Here is a 14,829-nt window from a genome sequence, read left to right as displayed (position 1 = left end):
GGTGGACAGCCTTCGGCCAGGCGGCAGTTGACGCTCAGACCGTGAGCACAGCCGTGACGCCGAGAAGAGCCTCCAGCTCGGCGACCGCCCTGTGTTCGTCGGTGGCGTGAACAGTCGTGATGCCCAGCTCGGCAGCCGGCGGCAGGTTCACCTCATGGTCGTCCACGAACACGCACCGCTCGGCAGGCAACCCGATCCGCTCCAGGGCCAGCCGGTAGATAGCCGAGTCCGGCTTCGCCATCCCCTCCAGCTCGGACACGACGTGCACGTCGAAGAGGTCCCAGATGCCCACGTGCTCGTACGGATTGAACGGATCGAGGCCGAAGCTATTGGACAGCAGCGCGAGCCGGTGGCCGGCAGCCCGTGCGGCCCGAGCGAGCGCGATCATCCGACGCGCCGGAGGAACGTCGACCCAGGCCCGTCCCATCAGGTTCACGGGGTCCACGTGCTTCCCCAGGAGAGCTGCTGTTCCTTCATTCCACTCGGCCTGCCCGATCTCCCCGATCTCCAACGCCGCGTACAACCGCCGACCTTCCGGATGATCGTTGAGCGTCGCCCGCCACGCCCCGGGTTCAAGCCCCTCAGACACGCACCAGGCCCGGTGGACCTCGATGGGGCTGGCGGTGAGCACCCCCGCGAAATCCAGGATCAACCCCAGCTGCCCGTCCCCGTCAGCCCTGCCCCCGCGCACCATCCGGCGTTCGCCCCTTCCGAGATCGGACTCATACGGGGACGCTACCGCGCATCCACCGGTCAGAGCACACGGGGAGAAGTCACCTAACCCTGGACCAACTGCCCGCCCTCTGCCCGGCAGCCGTTGGGCAGAGGCTCTCACCCACGAGCACCTCCCTCAGCCTGTCTCCGCCCGCACGGATCCGCGACACACGCCGAGCCTGAGCCAGAAGGTACCGTTTCCTTGCCTGGCCCCAAGAAGTCACCGGTCTCGGTGCCGTCCGGCCGAGCTCCCAATCACGTCACGTGACCTTCGCGTCAGTTAGGAAGGCGCCCGGTCCACCAGTGCCTCGTGCAGGGTGGAGGCATCCTTGTCCGGCGCCGCTTCAGACAGCCTGCGAAGGTCCTCATCGGTCAAGTACCTGTAGCTCTGAGGCGGGTGAAAGGGTCCTGCGGCCCGCAGCGCAGACAGCGGAACGGGGTCCTGGAAGGTGACAGGTGCCTCTAGCGAGAGGCCGCTGGCGCGGGTCGCCCCGCTCATATATTCGTCATACTCTCGGCGACTGATACCTGCACTCGCACGGCTCGCCGACCACACCTCACGTGGCGAAGCCACCTGCACGGAGGCGATCCGAGCCATGCCCACGATGGCCATCGTGGGCGCGGTCGCGTAGAGGAGCACCGGAGTTCCAGGTGGGGCTGCGACGCGCTGACGGCGCACCTCGACCGTCTTGGTTCCAGCCAGGATCGCCGTGGCGAACCGCGGGCGGACGGACAGCAGCATCGCTCGCTCCGGATCGCTCACGTCTTTCGGTGCCCCTCTTCGTACACGGCCTGGAACAGCGCGCTGTCGATCTTCATCATCGACATCGGCGTCTTCCACGTTAGCCCCAAGCCCTTAGCCAACGAGGTCAATCGCGAGCGCGTCACCTGCGCAGGGACGATCTCCGTGTCCGAGAACCTCAACGCCATTACCTTGCCCGTCGGTTCGGCTTGCGCACGCACGTCAGCACGACCGTATACGCCCAGGTGTTCGAATCGCGAGAAGAGGGAGTCAGGGTCATCGACTATCACCTCGTCCAGCCGCGAGCAGCCGACGGCCATCATCCCTTGCTGCCCAGCAGTCCCCCGACTGACGTACCAAAGGACTCTGCTAGGAACGCTCTCCCCACGATGGCCAGCAGACCGGTAGTAGACGTGCTCACGGCTGATCCCGAGCACGTCGTCACGCGGCACGAGCATGGCCGGCACGTTGAACAGCTCTGTGGACCAAAGAGGCCGAACAGGAACGACGAAGGAAGGAAGGGCGGTGTCGATGAGTTTCGCAGGCCACCAGGCTCGCTCAGCTACGCTTACGACTTCCGGTGAAGCACGAGCATCCAAGCGCGGCGCCGTACGGCCAGCACGTGCGGCAATCTCTCCTGCCGCCTCCGAAACGGCCTCAGCCGGCCCGCAGAGATCGACGATGAGTGCCGCGAAGCCGCGCTCGTCCTCGGTGAATCCGTCGGCACCCAGAGCAGACCTGGCGGCTGTGGAGAGATAGGGATCAGCAATGCGCACGATCTGCGCGCCTCGATCTCGCCCCAGCCGCTTGAGCATGAAGAGCAACTGCCGGGCAAGCGTCTCCTCCAATGGATGGGAAGCGGTGCGCAGGATGGCGACGTTCAACGTGCGACCATCCATCGCCCAGGCATAGAGGGCCACCGGATGCCCGTCGCCGTCCCGAAGCAGCTCTCTCCGCCACAGCACGCCATCCGCGCCGAGCGCCTTCAATCGCTCCACGAAGGCGGTTCCTGTGTCGCCGCCCGTCTGCTCGAAGAAGGCGACCAACTCACCTTCACTCCCGGATGCGACTTCCTCCATCGAGAAGGCTGTCCCCATGAGATCCGCCGGACGGTACACCTGGGCTTGGCGGAGCTCGTCCACATGAAGTGTCACCATGGCCGGCGACACCACCCGAACGCGCGCCACATCCCAAGCGATATCAGCCAGCCTCTCCAACTCGGGATCGCGCGTCACCAACACCTGCAGCCCGGCGCAGGAAGTCTCGGCCACGTAGCGCAGTCGAGCACGCATCTTGCCGTCGATCAGCAATTCCGGCAGTTCTTTGCTCAGGGCTGCAAGCATCTCCTGCTGGCGAACCGATACCGCCGCCCCGTCAGGCGACGCCGCTCGAAGCTGGGGCAGACCGTTGCGCTGACGCTGTCTCGCCTCACGGTTCTCGATCTCGTGCACATCAAGAAGGAGCTGCGGTGTGTATGTCAGCTCGATCAGGTCCGCTAGCCAGCCGGCTTCAAGGGCCTTCGACTCCTCGACAGCCCGCTCAGCACCCTCGCCCCGCAGTCCGGAGAAGACGCTGTGGTGGACAGTCACGACCAGCAGGGCGTCGCTTCGCACCTCGGTGAACAGGTCATCATGACCAAGGTCGAGCCTCGCGGCGGCCCAACTCGTTCAATCCACGGTCACGGCGCTGCTATCCGGCTCCTGAGGCCTGCCCGTCGCACAATCACGTCCGACCGCTGCCCACAACCCCTCGGTGAAACCGGGAAGGAGCACGATGCCGAGTTCGGTCGCAGCATGAGCAGCGATCGTGAACGGCCCGGGCGGATCACCGGTACGACGCCCGTAACGGCGAGGCACCCCGATGGTTGATCAGACGTGAGAGTTCAGGAACGCCGCAGGGGGACGCCGGCGCCGCGCGATGCCAACACGCGGAGGGTCATGGTCGCTCAGCGAAGCCGGGACACGACTCCGGAGCTTACGCTTCGCCGGGCTCTGCACTCATTGGGCTTCCGCTACCGCGTGGACCTGCCGATCGTCGGCATGCCGCGTCGCCGCGCCGACGTCACGTTCACGAAGTGGCGCACCGCCGTGTTCGTACAGGGCTGCTTCTGGCACGCCTGCCCGAGTCACCTGCATATGCCCCGACACAACTCGGAATGGTGGCGGCAGAAGCTTCGGGGAAACGCCCGCCGCGACGAGGAGACCGATGCCCACCTCGCGCTGATCGGTTGGCTGCCCCTCCGCATCTGGGAACACGAGACCGTCGACGGCGCGGTCGAGCGGGTGGCGGCAGCGCTCGCCACCCGGGGGCATCCCCGCGCCCTGGCCATCAGCACCTGGTCGCCCGTGTCGGAACGGGCGACCGAGGGCTCGTAGAGGAGCGCGTGCGGCATCCGAACACACGCGGGACGGGGCTCTCAGCCGTAAGGGAGCCACCACAACGCCCAGCGCCACCCAGTCGACGTAGAAGACGCCTTGCGTAGTCAGCAGGACGGGGAGGGGAACGACCTGAGCGACCCAGCCCTGACCTGACACCTCATCAGAACGAGCGTCAAATGAGCGTCACGGGCGTCATCTCAGCGTCAAGACATCGCCCGTAACGCCCACACGGCACATCCCGCGCACGCGCAAAACCGCAGGTCAGGCGTCCTTCTTTGCCGGCTCAAGGATCGCCACGCACGCCACGTGGTGCGTCACAGGGAACAGTGCAGGCCGAAGCAGGTGAAAGAAAGTCGCCGGCCAGGGCCTTGCAGATGTGGGCTTCGTGATGTGAAGGGTGTGCGTTGGGCGCTGGAGCCGCCGTCAGATCCAGCCTGGCCTCGCAGCCGTTACACAGTGAGCCCTTCCACATTGGGCTTCGTTCCTGCGGCGCAGTACGCGGTGACCTGCGAAGGCCAGGCAGGAGCAGCACCCGATCAGTGAGGGAGCTGAAAAGGCTCACTGCTGCTTGGGCCCAGGTAGCGCCGGCAGCGGTCCACGACCGCATGCGGTCCACGTCGGTACCGACGTGCACCGCACGGCCGGGCCCCCTTCCCGAGCTCATGCGCATCCGACGATGGAAGTCGTCAGGCTGCGCACGGAGGGGGCCCGGCCTGCACGGGGTCGGGTCAGCGGACGCCGGCCGTCTGCCGGCGGCGCGCGTACACCACCGCACCGCCGATCGCCGCCAGGGCTGCGGCCGCGGTGACGGAGATCGGCTGCCAGGACTCGTCGGCGACCGGCGTCCCGGACGCGACGGCGACCTGTTCCGGCTGATCCTCCGCGAGGCCGGCGTACCCGCCGGCCAGGCCCCTGCGGTCGTACTCCGAGCCGGGCATCTTGTCGCCGTAGCGCGCGGTGACCAGCTTCTGGTAGGCGGCGAGGGTGACACCGCGCTTTCCGCCGAGGCCGGTGGTCGCCTCCTCGTTGAGCGGCTCGACCATGCCGTCGGCGGTGAGCCGGTACCAGGCGCGGATCTGCGGCTCGGTGAAGGTACGGGCCTGGGGAGTACCGCGCTCGGCGAAGCCGACCTCGGCGTCCCCGTCGCGGATGCCGGCCAGCTGCCAGCCTTCGGCACCGACGTTTTGCGGACCGCTTCCCGGCGTAGCGGGGTTCCCCTTGGGTGCGAGCAGTACGGCGGCGTGTTTGCCGTCGGAGGCGGTCACCCGGGAGGCCAGGTAGGAGAGCCGGAGTGCGGTCTGCGGGGTTGCCTGGGTCTTGCCGGTCACGAACTCGGGGCTGATCTCGAACATCGGCACCGGGTCCTTCTTGAGATCGAACCCGGGCGGCGCGGCGACCGCCGCGGGTGCGTTGTTGGGGGTGCCGACGGCGCCGCCGTCCGCGGCGGGGGCCGTGCGGGGCTGTCGGGCCGAGACCAGAAAGCGGGAGACGGTGTCGTGGAGTTGCTCGCTCCGGAGGGCTTGCTGGGCGGACTGGTAACCGGCGATGCCGTCGCCCTCCGCGGCCTGTGCGGGAACGATTGCGCTCAGGGCGGCGGCGAGTGCCGTCGTGGCGAGGACGGCGGCCCGGACTGCCACGTGCTTGGGGTGTCGCGTGGTGTGCATGGTCGGTCTGCTCCTCAGCCCTGGATGCCGATGCGGGAGTGGGTCCACTGGAACGAGTTGTTGTTCGCGTAAGTGGAGTGGTTCCACCAGGTGTAGGTCTGGGTGGTCTGCCACGGGTCGCCGACCGCGATCATGTTGGTGGCGCTGTCGTAGCCGTAGATGACGTTCATGTGACCGCCGCCGGTGCGCCAGCCGAAGCGGACGGCGAACGGCCGGCCTGCGTCAATCTCGGCGGCGGACTCGCCGAACGAGGCGTTGCGGTACAGGCTGCGGCCGCTGTTCCTCAGTCCCAGTCTGGCCAGGCCATTGGCCATGTCCTCCAGCGTCGCGGGTTGGTTGTTGCAGTTCACCCAGGTTCCCTGGGCGGCGAGCTGGCAGAACTGCTCCTGGCTGACGGATCGGCCCCAGTGTTTGGCGATGGTCACGCCGGAGGCGTCCCAGCACCACTGGGTCCTGACCTGCTTTTGCATGTCGATCGGGAGGGTCTTCGCGGTCGTGGGGGGCCGAGTGGGGGTTGGTTTCGGGTTCGGGGTCGAACCGCAGACCGGCAGGGGGGTGGTGTTTTCCCTGATGAAGGCGTCGGCGATGTAGTACGAGCCGGTGTAGATCCACCGCGGGTTGTTCTCGACGGTGTCGCCGGTGGTCCGGCAGGACATCTGGATCTTGGCGCCCACCCTGGAGGAGCCCTTCACCTGGGCCGAGAGGGACGGCTTCGCCCGATGGTTGACGGTCTGGTAGTTGCCCTGCCCGCCGATGACCGTGCCGCTGACCACATCGGCCTGGGCGAGGGTATTGAAGCCGAACAGCAGACCGCCGGAGAGTGCGGCGGTGATCGCGGCTATCAGCGCTTTCTTGCGGCGGGACGCGCGACGTTTGTGCATCATGCTCCTTGATCTGAAAAATATGGGAATTGCCTGCCCGGCAGCCCGGTCGTCCGGTCTGCGCGACAGATGTCGTAGGGCGCCTGGCTCGGCGGCGACATACCGATGGATGACGGACAGTCAGACAGTTGGCGGACGGAACGGCGTGGGAACGTCACGGCCGCCACGATGCTTGGGCTCACACTTCGCGCTGGTTACGGACCGCTTCGCCCGTCGCCCCGAGGCTGCCTGCGGGCTCGGGCCCGGCGGACCAGCAGCCTCCCGGAAGCGGCCCCCGCGGGGGCAGCCATGGTCAAGCCCGTCGCGGTCCAGGAGAAGGCGCTCCCGTCGCCGGCCGGGGCGGGCTGGGCGGGTGCGGCAGACGAGGCACGGCTGCGGCCGAAGGGCTCGCAGGAGCAGGAACGGGAGCGGTGGGCACGGCGGAAGTGCTGGGCGGTGCCGGGTCGGCGACCGGTACGGAGACCTCGCGTTCGGCGCGTCCGCGGGAGGGGAACCCGATGTGGACGTGCACCTTCCAGGTGCCGGCAGGCAGGCCCTCTGGCGTGCTTCCGCCGGTGCGCGTGCCGGAATCCCGGACCAGCCTCCAGGTGCCCCCGGTGCGGGTGCCGTCCGCGCTGCTCGCGTTCACCGTGGCGGCGACCGCCTCCTCGATGGCGTCCCCGTCGTGCTCCCGGGTGATGTCGGCGGTGAGGTGGCCTTCCCGCTGCCCGGTGATCACGACTTTGACGGTGTCGCCGTGGGCCTGGGTCGGGATCGCCAGGGCCGGGACCTGGGCGAGGAGGAGGAACAGGACCCCGAGTCCGGTACGTGCCGGGGGGCTGTGCCGTATACGCATTGTTGTGGTGCTCCCTGGTCGACGCCCTTCGGCGGGGCGTCGGGACCGTGGCTGCACAGTCCGGCTTCCGTGCGGTGGACGCCGACACACTTGTCGCCCTCGGGCGCGGCCTTGAGGCCGTCGTAGACCATGCCGCGCGTCGTGTCGTTGGCGGGCGCGTCCGCCATGGGCGCAGGCTCCGCGTCACGGGCCGGCGCGGCGGCCGGTGTGAGGACGTCCGCGGCAGCGTCGGCCTGAGCGGGGGTCCCCGCCTGGGCGTTGCCGCCGAGCCCGAAGTAGGCGATGCCACCCGCTGATGCCGCGGCCGACGCAGTGGCGGCGGAGAGGAGCATCAACCGGCGCGGTTTGCGCCGGTGTCCACGTTTCTTCCGACGGTAACCCGTCATGCGCACCTCAATTCCTGGCCGGAGGAGTGGGTGCACGGAAGCCTGCCAGACGGGTGCGATGGAGAATTCGGACAAACGGGAATGGGCTTCGAGATATCCGACTGTTACCTTGGGGGTTGCATCTGATGATCTATCAACTAACCTTGGGCGCAAGGGAGTTACTCGTGTAGATACGCAAAGGTCCAGGCCATTTCCGTTATGTCGTTATGAAATCGAGATAATCGAGTGAGGCTTGCTGACGGAAATTCAGTCAGCGATTCACCTATTTACTACCGGACGAATTCCCCTTGTTACGAGCGGTAAGGAATCCCTCGCTCCGCCCGAGGGCGACGACATCCCATCGCTCCCGACCATTACCTGGACGTACTGGGCAAACGGTGGCTGGAGGACCGGCTCGGTGAGACCGGCAAGACCGTGCTGTTCGTCTCGCACGACCAGGAGCTGCTGGAACGGGCCGCCGAGCGGATCATCGCGGTGGAGCCGAGCCCGGCCGGCTCCGACGTCCGGGTGCACGGCGGCGGTTTCGGCACCTTCCCCGAGGCGCGGCAGGAGCGGTTCGCCCGGTTTCAGGAGCTGCGCCGCCGCTGGGACGAGAAGCACGCCCTGGGAGGCCGCGCGCCTTCGCTCACGTGCTCTTACGAGTGAGGGCTGAGGCGAGCGCGGTACTCGCGGGCCAGGCGTGTTCGCTTTAGGCGGTGTCGGCGGCGGTGTCGGGGTCGGTGTCGTCCAGGACCACGGTCCGCGGCGGCCCGCACACCGCGCCGGCCCCCCGCGCGGCGGCCGCGTTCGTACGGAACTCCTGCGGGCTGACCCCCCGTACCCGCTTGAAGGCCGTCGACAACGCGAACGCGCTGCCGTAGCCGACCCGTCGGGCCACCGTCGCGACGGTGGCGTCCGGTTCGCGCAGCAGGTCCGCCGCGAGCGCGAGCCGCCAGCCGGTGAGGTAGGCGACCGGGGGCTCGCCCACCACGTCCGTGAAGCGCCGCGCCAGTGAGGCCCGGGAGACCCCCGTCTTGCGGGCGAGTTCCGCCACCGTCCACCCGTGCGCCGGGTTCTCGTGCAGCAGCCGCAGCGCCGGGCCCACCACCGGATCGCCCTGCGCCCGGTACCAGGACGGGGCGCCCGATCCCGGCGCCGCGAGCCACGCCCGCAGCACACCGATCAGCAGCAGGTCGAGCAGCCGGTCCAGGACGATCTCCTGCCCCGGCTCGTCCCGGGAGACCTCCGAGGCGAGCAGCGCGATCAAGGTCGCGTCCGCCGCCCCCGCCGGACGGACCACGATCGTGGGCAGCGCGCCCAGCAGCCGGCGCCCGATCTCGCTCGGCGCCAGGTAGGTGCCGCTCAGCATCACCGCCGAGCCTTCGTCCTGGTGCCGCTCACCCCAGGTCCGCACGCCCAGCAGCATCGACTCGCTGACGTCCTCGCCCGCCTGCGTGCTGCACCGCTGGTCCGGCCCCACCGTGATCTGCACCGGCGTGCCCGGGGCGTCCGCGACCGTGTAGGGGGCGGGTCCCCGTACGACGGCCACGTCCCCCGGGCTGATCCGCACCCGCTCCCCCGCGTCGGGCAGCAGCCAGGCCGAGCCGCGCACCATCGTCACCACCGACAGCGGGGCACGGTCCTCGATGCGCATCGCCCACGGCGGATTGACCAGGGACTTCTGGATGAAGGCGCCCCGTGCGGTGGGCCCTTCGAGCAGGCCGCTCAGCGTGTCCATATCAGGACCGTACGTCCCAGACCCCGGTGGCCGCCGCCATCCGCGCGAAGTCGGCGAAGTCCCGCGGCTCACGCCCCAGCACCTCCCGCACCCCGTCCACCAGGTGTGCGTTGCGCCCGTCCAGGATCAGGGCGAAGAGGTCGGCGAACTCCTCCGGCAGCCCGTTCTCGTGCAGCACCGCCCGGTAGTCCTCATCGGAGACCGGCACGTAGACGATCTCCCGTCCGGTCACCTTCGACAGCTCGGCGGCGACGTCGCGGAAGCTCAGCAGGCGCGGGCCCGACAGCTCGTACGTCCGGCCGATGTGCCGGTCGTCGCCCAGCGCGGCCACGACCACGTCGGCGATGTCGTCGGCGTCGACGAAGGGCTCGACGGCGTCCGCAGTCGGCAACGCGATCTCCCCGGCCCGTACGGCGTCCAGGAAGAAGCTCTCGTCGAAGTTCTGGTTGAACCAACTCGCCCGTACCACCGTCCAGTCCGCGCCGGAAGCCTTCAGGCTGTCCTCGGCGCGCTGCGCGGCCTCCTCACCCCGCCCGGAGAGCAGCACCAGGCGGCGCGCCCCGGCGGCCACGGCCGCCTCGGCGAACGCGCCGACCTGCTCGGCGGCGCCCGGGAAGCCGAGGTCGGGGTAGTAGGTCACGTACACCCGGTCCACACCCTCGAGCGCGGCCGGCCACCCGGCGGGCTCGTTCCAGTCGAAGGCCGGGGTCCCGGCCCGGGAGCCGATCCGGACCGGGCGCCCCTGGGCGGTGAGCTTCTCGGCGACGCGGCGTCCGGTCTTGCCGGTCCCCCCGATGACGAGGGTGGTGGTGTGGCGGGCGGAGTCCTGCGTCAGGTCGTTCGTCGTCTGCGTCATGGACACAGTCAAGTCCAGCCGGACGAGACGGCACATAGCCGAAGAGCTCAGGCCCATACGCGAGCGTCTCAGGACCTCGGCCGGAACCGGCGGGGTCGTCCGGCCACTCCCCTACGGCGAAGACCACGCGAGGACGTGGGGAGCCACTCGAAGAGGGTGAGGCCGCTCGAAGACGAGGGGAACCACTCGGGGACGGTCGAGGCCACGAGGAGGGCCACTCGGGGACGGTCGAGGTTGAGCAATATGATCATATTGGCTGCATGACCATGAAGACTCTCTACCTCCTCTGCTCCGCGGCCCCGCCCGTCTTCGACGTAGCCCATGTGATCGAGGACGCCCAGACCCGCGGCTGGGACGTCTGCCTGGGTCTCACCCCCACCGCGGCGCACTGGGTGGCCGGGAGCCTCGACGGACTGGCCGCCCTGACCGGCCACCCGGTGCGCTGGCAGTACAAGCTGCCCGGGGAGGACGACGTATGGCCGACGGCCGACGCCCTGCTCTTCGCCCCCGTCACCTTCAACTCGGTGAACTCCTGGGCCCTCGGTCTCACCGAACGCTTCGCCGTCGGGGTCGCCGCCGAGGCCATCGGCAAGGGCCTCCCCGTCGTCGCCATGCCCTGCGCGAACGCCGCCCTCGCCGCCCATCCCCAGTTCGACCAGTCCCTGGCCGTCCTGCGCACCTCCGGCGTCGAAGTCCTCTACGGCGACACCGGTTTCACCCCCGGCCCGGCCGGCCCGGACGCCCCGCCCCACTTCCCCTGGCAGCTCGCCCTGGACGCCGTGGACCGCGCCGGCGCCGCCCCCCAGGCCTGACACGCACGCCGCCCTACTCCCCGGTCACCCCGTCGATCGCCTCGCGCAGCAGGTCCGCATGCCCGTTGTGCCGGGCGTACTCCTCGATCATGTGGGCCAGGATGTAGTGCAAGGAGTACGGCTGGTCGCCGAAGTGCCCCGTCACGTCCAGGGATTCGGCGGCCTCCACGATCCGCCGGGACCGCGCACAGGCGTCCTCCCAGATCCTGAACGACTCCGCCGGATCCGCGTCCTCGACGCGGAACTCCGTCGACTCCCCCGCCTCGTCCTTCGGGAAGTAGCCGCGCACGTCCTCGCCCGCCAGGACGTTGCGGAACCACCCGCGCTCCACCTCCGCCAGGTGCCGCACCAGCCCCAGCAGGCTCAGCCCGGACGGGGCCACCGCCTGGCGCCGCAACTGCTCGGCGGTCAGGCCGGCGCATTTCATCATCAAGGTGTCCCGCTGCCACTGCAGGACGCTGGTCAAGGTGGCCCGCTCGTCGCCGTCCAGAACGGGCCTGCTCCGCTGCTCATCGATCATCGGCTGATCATGACAGCTCCCGGAAGAAGGCCCGCACGTCCCCCACCAGCAGCTCCGGCACCTCCATGGCGGGGAAGTGCCCACCGCGGTCGTAGGAGGTCCAGCGCACGATGGCGTCGGTGCGCGCCGCGACGTGCCGCAGCGGTACGAAGTTGTCCCGGGGGAAGTCGGCCAGCGCCGTCGGGGTCCGCGACACCTCGGGCGGCTGCCCGAAGTAGTCGGCGTGCGCCCGCTCGTAGTAGATCCGAGCGGCGGAGCCGGCGGTCCCGGTCAGCCAGTACAGCATGACGTTGGTCAGCATCTGGTCCCGGTCGACCGGGCACCGGGGGTCGCTCCACTCGGCGAACTTCTCCCCGATCCACGCGAGCAGCCCCACCGGCGAATCGTTCAGGCCGTACGCCAGGGTCTGCGGCCGTGTCGCCTGGATGTCGGCGTAACCCTGCCGCTCACGCGCCCAGACCCGGTACCGCTCCCAGGACGCGAGGGTCCGATCCCGCTCGGCCGGACTCAGCGCGGCCAGCTCCTCCTCCCCCGGAGCCGCGGTCGCCCCGCCCCCCGGCAGCAGGTTCAGGTGCACCCCGACCACGTTCCGCGGCCGGATCCGCCCCAGCTCGCGCGAGATCGCGGCCCCCCAGTCGCCGCCCTGCACCCCGTACGCCGCGTACCCGAGCCGCTCCATCAGCACCCCGAAGGCCCGCGCGACCCTCTTGAACTCCCAGCCCGTCTCGGTCGTCGGCCCGGACAGCCCGAAGCCAGGAATGCTCGGCAGCACCAGATGGAAGGCGTCGGCGGGATCCCCGCCGTGCGCCCGCGGATCGATGAGCGGACCGGCGACCCGCTGGAACTCGACGAACGACCCCGGCCACCCGTGGGTCATCAGCAGCGGCCTGGCCCCCGGCTCGGGCGACCGCAGATGCGCGAAGTGCACCCGGGCCCCGTCGATGACGGTGGTGTACTGCGGCCACTCGTTCAACCGCGCCTCGGCCGCCCGCCAGTCGTAGGCCCCGCGCCAGTACTCCACGAGCCCGCGCATCTCCCCGAGCGGAATCCCGTACGCCCACCCCACCCCGGGCAACTCATCGGGCCACCGCACCCGCTCCAGCCGGGCAGCGAGATCGTCCAGCTCCTCCTGCCGCACATCGAGCCGGAACTCCCGCACCTCTACCCCAAGATCACCCATGCCCCGATGCTAGGCCGCGCTCCCCCGCCCCCCTTAACGGCGTTAACGCCGTTAACGCCCTCACCCGAGCCGGACCCTGAACGCCGTTAACGCCGTTAACGCCGTTAACGCTCGCCGAAGACGCGACGCCCGGGGCCGGCCCAACCCTTACGACTATGGGAGGAATTGAGTTCGGGGTGTGCTGCTCTGGTGTTCGACTGTTGGTTGATCAGTAGGCGATGGCGCGGGTGAGGGCGTCGGGGCCACTTGGCGGCTCGGTCGGGGACCAGGCATGCGATTGCGATGTGGGTCTCGGCATACGTTTCACGGCGTCCGGTGAACCGCCGGAGAGGGGCCCACTGCCGCAGCTCGGCGTTGGTGTGCTCGACACAGATCCGGGTCGAGGACTGGCGGCGCCGCGCTTCGCGCCAGGCGTACTTGTCGCCGTCGCAGGCGTCGTCCTTCGGACTCTTCGGCGGGGCGCTCACCTGGCCGGGAACTCCTTGGCCAGCCCTTGATACCCGGAGTCAACCTCGGCTCTCACGCCGGAACGGTGGCGGAACTGCTCGGCGATGCCCTCGCTGCGGACCGCCGTCTGATCATGCATGTGGCCCGGGCGGACGACACCGGACAACAGCATGCGGCTTTGGCCGTCACTGAGCGTCGTCGTCTTGATCGTGTTCTGCCTGCGCTTGCCCGAGACGAACGCCCGCCGGCCGGGCCGCCCCGCCTGCGGGCGGCGCACTTGAGGTCCTCCAACGTCTTCAACCTCAGGCCGGGACGGTCGGGGACTGCGAAACCCCGGGCCTCGAGCAGGGGACGGACCTGGCGGATCGCCGCGGAGACAGTGGAGCGGTTCACGCTGAAGAACTCGGTCAGGACCGCGTGCGGCAGCCCATGCCTCCGGTGGATGAGGGTGACCAGCAACCGGTCGACGAAGACCAGTTTCGGCTTCCGTCCAGCCCCACCGATCGGCGCCGGGGGCCGTCACGATGATCACGTAGCGCGGACTCGCGCGCTGCCTCCCACGGAGCCGCGAGTTTTTCGAGCAACTCGCCGCACTGTGCGCGGGAGACACCGGACAGGGCAGGCTGGGAGCAGGCCGCACGGGCCCAGGTCAGCTTCACAACTCACCCAGCTCGGGCGGCCCGTCTCATGTCACGGTCCGAAGTTCCGTATGACCGACCTGCGGTAACAGTGTCGGCCCTGTCAGCTGTCTGTCGGCAGCAGCTTCCTGATCGCCGCGACGGCGGTCTGCGGTTCGTCGGCGTGGCAGCGGACCGTATGAACCTCCGCGCGCCGCCCCAGCAGGCTAACGGTGGTGACTGGTTGGGTAAGCTCGATAGTGATCGAGGTCTGCGACTCGATGGCCACGTCCAGCACACCGTCCTCGGACTTGTTCGTGTCCGGGACGCGGAGGTCGTAACGGGCGGACGCGATCCGTTCCAGGGGTATCCGCAGATCGAGCCGTGCACCTCGCCGTATTCGCAGCTCGCCCGGCCCCAAGACGTGTGGGCGTGTGACGGCGGCGGCGTGCAGCCCCAAGACCAGAAACACCGTGTAGAGGTCGAGAAGCAGCATGACCAGGTGGGCGACCGGATACGCGGCGAGCATGAAGGACACCCCGACCGTCTCGACCACGAAGACGAAGACCAGCCCGTACGCCGTCGGCGTCTGAGCACGCGCATACCCGACAGCGATATCCGCGTCCCCGACCCCGTGCGAGCGCCGAGCCACCCACAGCCCGAGGCTCGCCATCCACCGCCCCTCGTGTGCCGCCAGCCGTCGCGCCTGTGTGATGAATGCCCCAATCCCCATATGCCTCAGTGAATCAGAGGGATCCCTGAATTCCTCCAGGTCGTTAGGGCCTGTGTGATGTCGTGATCATTGGGTGGTCTTGAGCAGGTCGTCGATCCAGATCATTGCGGCGCGGAGGTGGAGACCGGCGAGGTAGCTGTCCGGTGTCTTGTCGTACCGGGTGGCGATGCCTCGCCAGGCCTTCAGCTTGTTGATCAGGCGTTCGACCGTGTTCCGCTGTTTGTAGAGGTCGGCATCGTGGCTGACGGGCCGGCCGCCTCGTGCGCCCTTCTTCTTCCGGTTGGCGGCCTGGTCCTTCTTCTCTGGAATGACGGCCTTGATACCGCGTCTGCGCAGGTAGGAGCGGT

Annotated in this window: 15 protein-coding genes and 2 pseudogenes; 3 read left to right on the top strand and 14 right to left on the bottom strand. The window is 69.0% G+C overall.

The window, feature by feature from the left end:
- Positions 1-34: 34 nt before the first annotated feature.
- From AC07FY_RS30775 to AC07FY_RS30765, 3 genes are all read right to left on the bottom strand, one after another.
- Complete coding sequence (locus tag AC07FY_RS30775) at positions 35-694, bottom strand: HAD-IA family hydrolase (protein WP_403601098.1); 660 nt, start codon at positions 692-694, stop codon at positions 35-37.
- 300 nt (positions 695-994) lie between these two features.
- Complete coding sequence (locus tag AC07FY_RS30770; RefSeq protein ID WP_479013078.1) at positions 995-1,456, bottom strand: ASCH domain-containing protein; 462 nt, start codon at positions 1,454-1,456, stop codon at positions 995-997.
- Positions 1,457-1,473: 17 nt separating this feature from the next.
- Positions 1,474-3,045, bottom strand: coding sequence for a PIN domain-containing protein (locus AC07FY_RS30765; RefSeq protein ID WP_479012981.1), 1,572 nt, complete (start codon positions 3,043-3,045; stop codon positions 1,474-1,476).
- A gap of 285 nt (positions 3,046-3,330) precedes the next feature.
- Here AC07FY_RS30765 and AC07FY_RS30760 point away from each other — a divergent pair, with 285 nt between their 5' ends.
- Complete coding sequence (locus AC07FY_RS30760; protein WP_479012978.1) at positions 3,331-3,831, top strand: very short patch repair endonuclease; 501 nt, start codon at positions 3,331-3,333, stop codon at positions 3,829-3,831.
- Between the two features lie 731 nt (positions 3,832-4,562).
- On the opposite strand, the gene AC07FY_RS30755 is transcribed toward AC07FY_RS30760, so the two are convergent.
- The 3 genes from AC07FY_RS30755 to AC07FY_RS30745 all read right to left on the bottom strand — a co-directional run bounded on the left by AC07FY_RS30755 (position 4,563) and on the right by AC07FY_RS30745 (position 7,214).
- A complete protein-coding gene (locus AC07FY_RS30755; RefSeq protein WP_479012976.1) occupies positions 4,563-5,498 on the bottom strand; it encodes a hypothetical protein in 936 nt (311 codons plus the stop codon).
- A gap of 14 nt (positions 5,499-5,512) precedes the next feature.
- Entirely contained in the window at positions 5,513-6,382 is an 870-nt protein-coding gene (locus tag AC07FY_RS30750) for a papain-like cysteine protease family protein (RefSeq protein WP_479012973.1), read from the bottom strand.
- Positions 6,383-6,671: 289 nt separating this feature from the next.
- Positions 6,672-7,214 (bottom strand): hypothetical protein, encoded by a 543-nt coding sequence (locus tag AC07FY_RS30745; RefSeq protein WP_479012970.1) that lies wholly within the window; start codon positions 7,212-7,214, stop codon positions 6,672-6,674.
- Positions 7,215-7,945: 731 nt separating this feature from the next.
- Between AC07FY_RS30745 and AC07FY_RS30740 the strand changes: the two are divergent.
- A pseudogene (locus AC07FY_RS30740) lies at positions 7,946-8,203 on the top strand (ABC transporter ATP-binding protein); the annotation flags it as partial.
- A gap of 85 nt (positions 8,204-8,288) precedes the next feature.
- Here AC07FY_RS30740 and AC07FY_RS30735 read toward each other — a convergent pair.
- Together AC07FY_RS30735 and AC07FY_RS30730 are read right to left on the bottom strand one after the other, a co-directional pair.
- A complete protein-coding gene (locus AC07FY_RS30735) occupies positions 8,289-9,317 on the bottom strand; it encodes an AraC family transcriptional regulator (RefSeq protein ID WP_479012967.1) in 1,029 nt (342 codons plus the stop codon).
- 1 nt (position 9,318) lies between these two features.
- A complete protein-coding gene (locus tag AC07FY_RS30730; RefSeq protein WP_479012964.1) occupies positions 9,319-10,173 on the bottom strand; it encodes an NmrA family NAD(P)-binding protein in 855 nt (284 codons plus the stop codon).
- A 260-nt stretch (positions 10,174-10,433) separates the two neighbouring features.
- On the opposite strand from AC07FY_RS30730, the gene AC07FY_RS30725 reads away from it, so the two are divergent.
- Entirely contained in the window at positions 10,434-10,985 is a 552-nt protein-coding gene (locus AC07FY_RS30725) for a flavoprotein (protein ID WP_479012961.1), read from the top strand.
- 13 nt (positions 10,986-10,998) lie between these two features.
- Here AC07FY_RS30725 and AC07FY_RS30720 read toward each other — a convergent pair whose 3' ends face one another.
- From AC07FY_RS30720 to AC07FY_RS30695, 6 genes and pseudogenes are all read right to left on the bottom strand, one after another.
- Positions 10,999-11,505 (bottom strand): DinB family protein, encoded by a 507-nt coding sequence (locus AC07FY_RS30720; RefSeq protein ID WP_479012958.1) that lies wholly within the window; start codon positions 11,503-11,505, stop codon positions 10,999-11,001.
- Between the two features lie 7 nt (positions 11,506-11,512).
- A complete protein-coding gene (locus AC07FY_RS30715) occupies positions 11,513-12,685 on the bottom strand; it encodes an epoxide hydrolase family protein (protein WP_479012956.1) in 1,173 nt (390 codons plus the stop codon).
- 463 nt (positions 12,686-13,148) lie between these two features.
- Entirely contained in the window at positions 13,149-13,409 is a 261-nt protein-coding gene (locus AC07FY_RS30710) for a transposase family protein (RefSeq protein ID WP_479013092.1), read from the bottom strand.
- A 113-nt stretch (positions 13,410-13,522) separates the two neighbouring features.
- Positions 13,523-13,591 (bottom strand): annotated as a pseudogene (locus AC07FY_RS30705) (hypothetical protein); the annotation flags it as partial.
- 282 nt (positions 13,592-13,873) lie between these two features.
- Positions 13,874-14,422 (bottom strand): hypothetical protein, encoded by a 549-nt coding sequence (locus tag AC07FY_RS30700; RefSeq protein WP_479012953.1) that lies wholly within the window; start codon positions 14,420-14,422, stop codon positions 13,874-13,876.
- Positions 14,423-14,548: 126 nt separating this feature from the next.
- The coding region (locus AC07FY_RS30695; RefSeq protein WP_479012950.1) for a transposase at positions 14,549-14,829 on the bottom strand (281 nt) is incomplete at its 5' end.

It is taken from the genome of Streptomyces sp. NPDC045967 (assembly GCF_056430495.1).
This window is presented reverse-complemented; position numbering and strand designations above follow the sequence as displayed.

What these genes read in the sequence shown, in the direction of transcription:
- AC07FY_RS30770 (WP_479013078.1), bottom strand. Translation starts at nt 1,456, where the DNA reads ATGCTGCTGTCCGTCCGCCCGCGGTTCGCCACGGCGATCCTGGCTGGA.
- AC07FY_RS30715 (WP_479012956.1), bottom strand. Translation starts at nt 12,685, where the DNA reads ATGGGTGATCTTGGGGTAGAGGTGCGGGAGTTCCGGCTCGATGTGCGG.
- AC07FY_RS30730 (WP_479012964.1), bottom strand. Translation starts at nt 10,173, where the DNA reads ATGACGCAGACGACGAACGACCTGACGCAGGACTCCGCCCGCCACACC.
- AC07FY_RS30725 (WP_479012961.1), top strand. Translation starts at nt 10,434, where the DNA reads ATGACCATGAAGACTCTCTACCTCCTCTGCTCCGCGGCCCCGCCCGTC.
- AC07FY_RS30775 (WP_403601098.1), bottom strand. Translation starts at nt 694, where the DNA reads ATGGTGCGCGGGGGCAGGGCTGACGGGGACGGGCAGCTGGGGTTGATC.
- AC07FY_RS30750 (WP_479012973.1), bottom strand. Translation starts at nt 6,382, where the DNA reads ATGATGCACAAACGTCGCGCGTCCCGCCGCAAGAAAGCGCTGATAGCC.
- AC07FY_RS30720 (WP_479012958.1), bottom strand. Translation starts at nt 11,505, where the DNA reads ATGATCGATGAGCAGCGGAGCAGGCCCGTTCTGGACGGCGACGAGCGG.
- AC07FY_RS30755 (WP_479012976.1), bottom strand. Translation starts at nt 5,498, where the DNA reads ATGCACACCACGCGACACCCCAAGCACGTGGCAGTCCGGGCCGCCGTC.
- AC07FY_RS30700 (WP_479012953.1), bottom strand. Translation starts at nt 14,422, where the DNA reads ATGGCGAGCCTCGGGCTGTGGGTGGCTCGGCGCTCGCACGGGGTCGGG.
- AC07FY_RS30735 (WP_479012967.1), bottom strand. Translation starts at nt 9,317, where the DNA reads ATGGACACGCTGAGCGGCCTGCTCGAAGGGCCCACCGCACGGGGCGCC.
- AC07FY_RS30745 (WP_479012970.1), bottom strand. Translation starts at nt 7,214, where the DNA reads ATGCGTATACGGCACAGCCCCCCGGCACGTACCGGACTCGGGGTCCTG.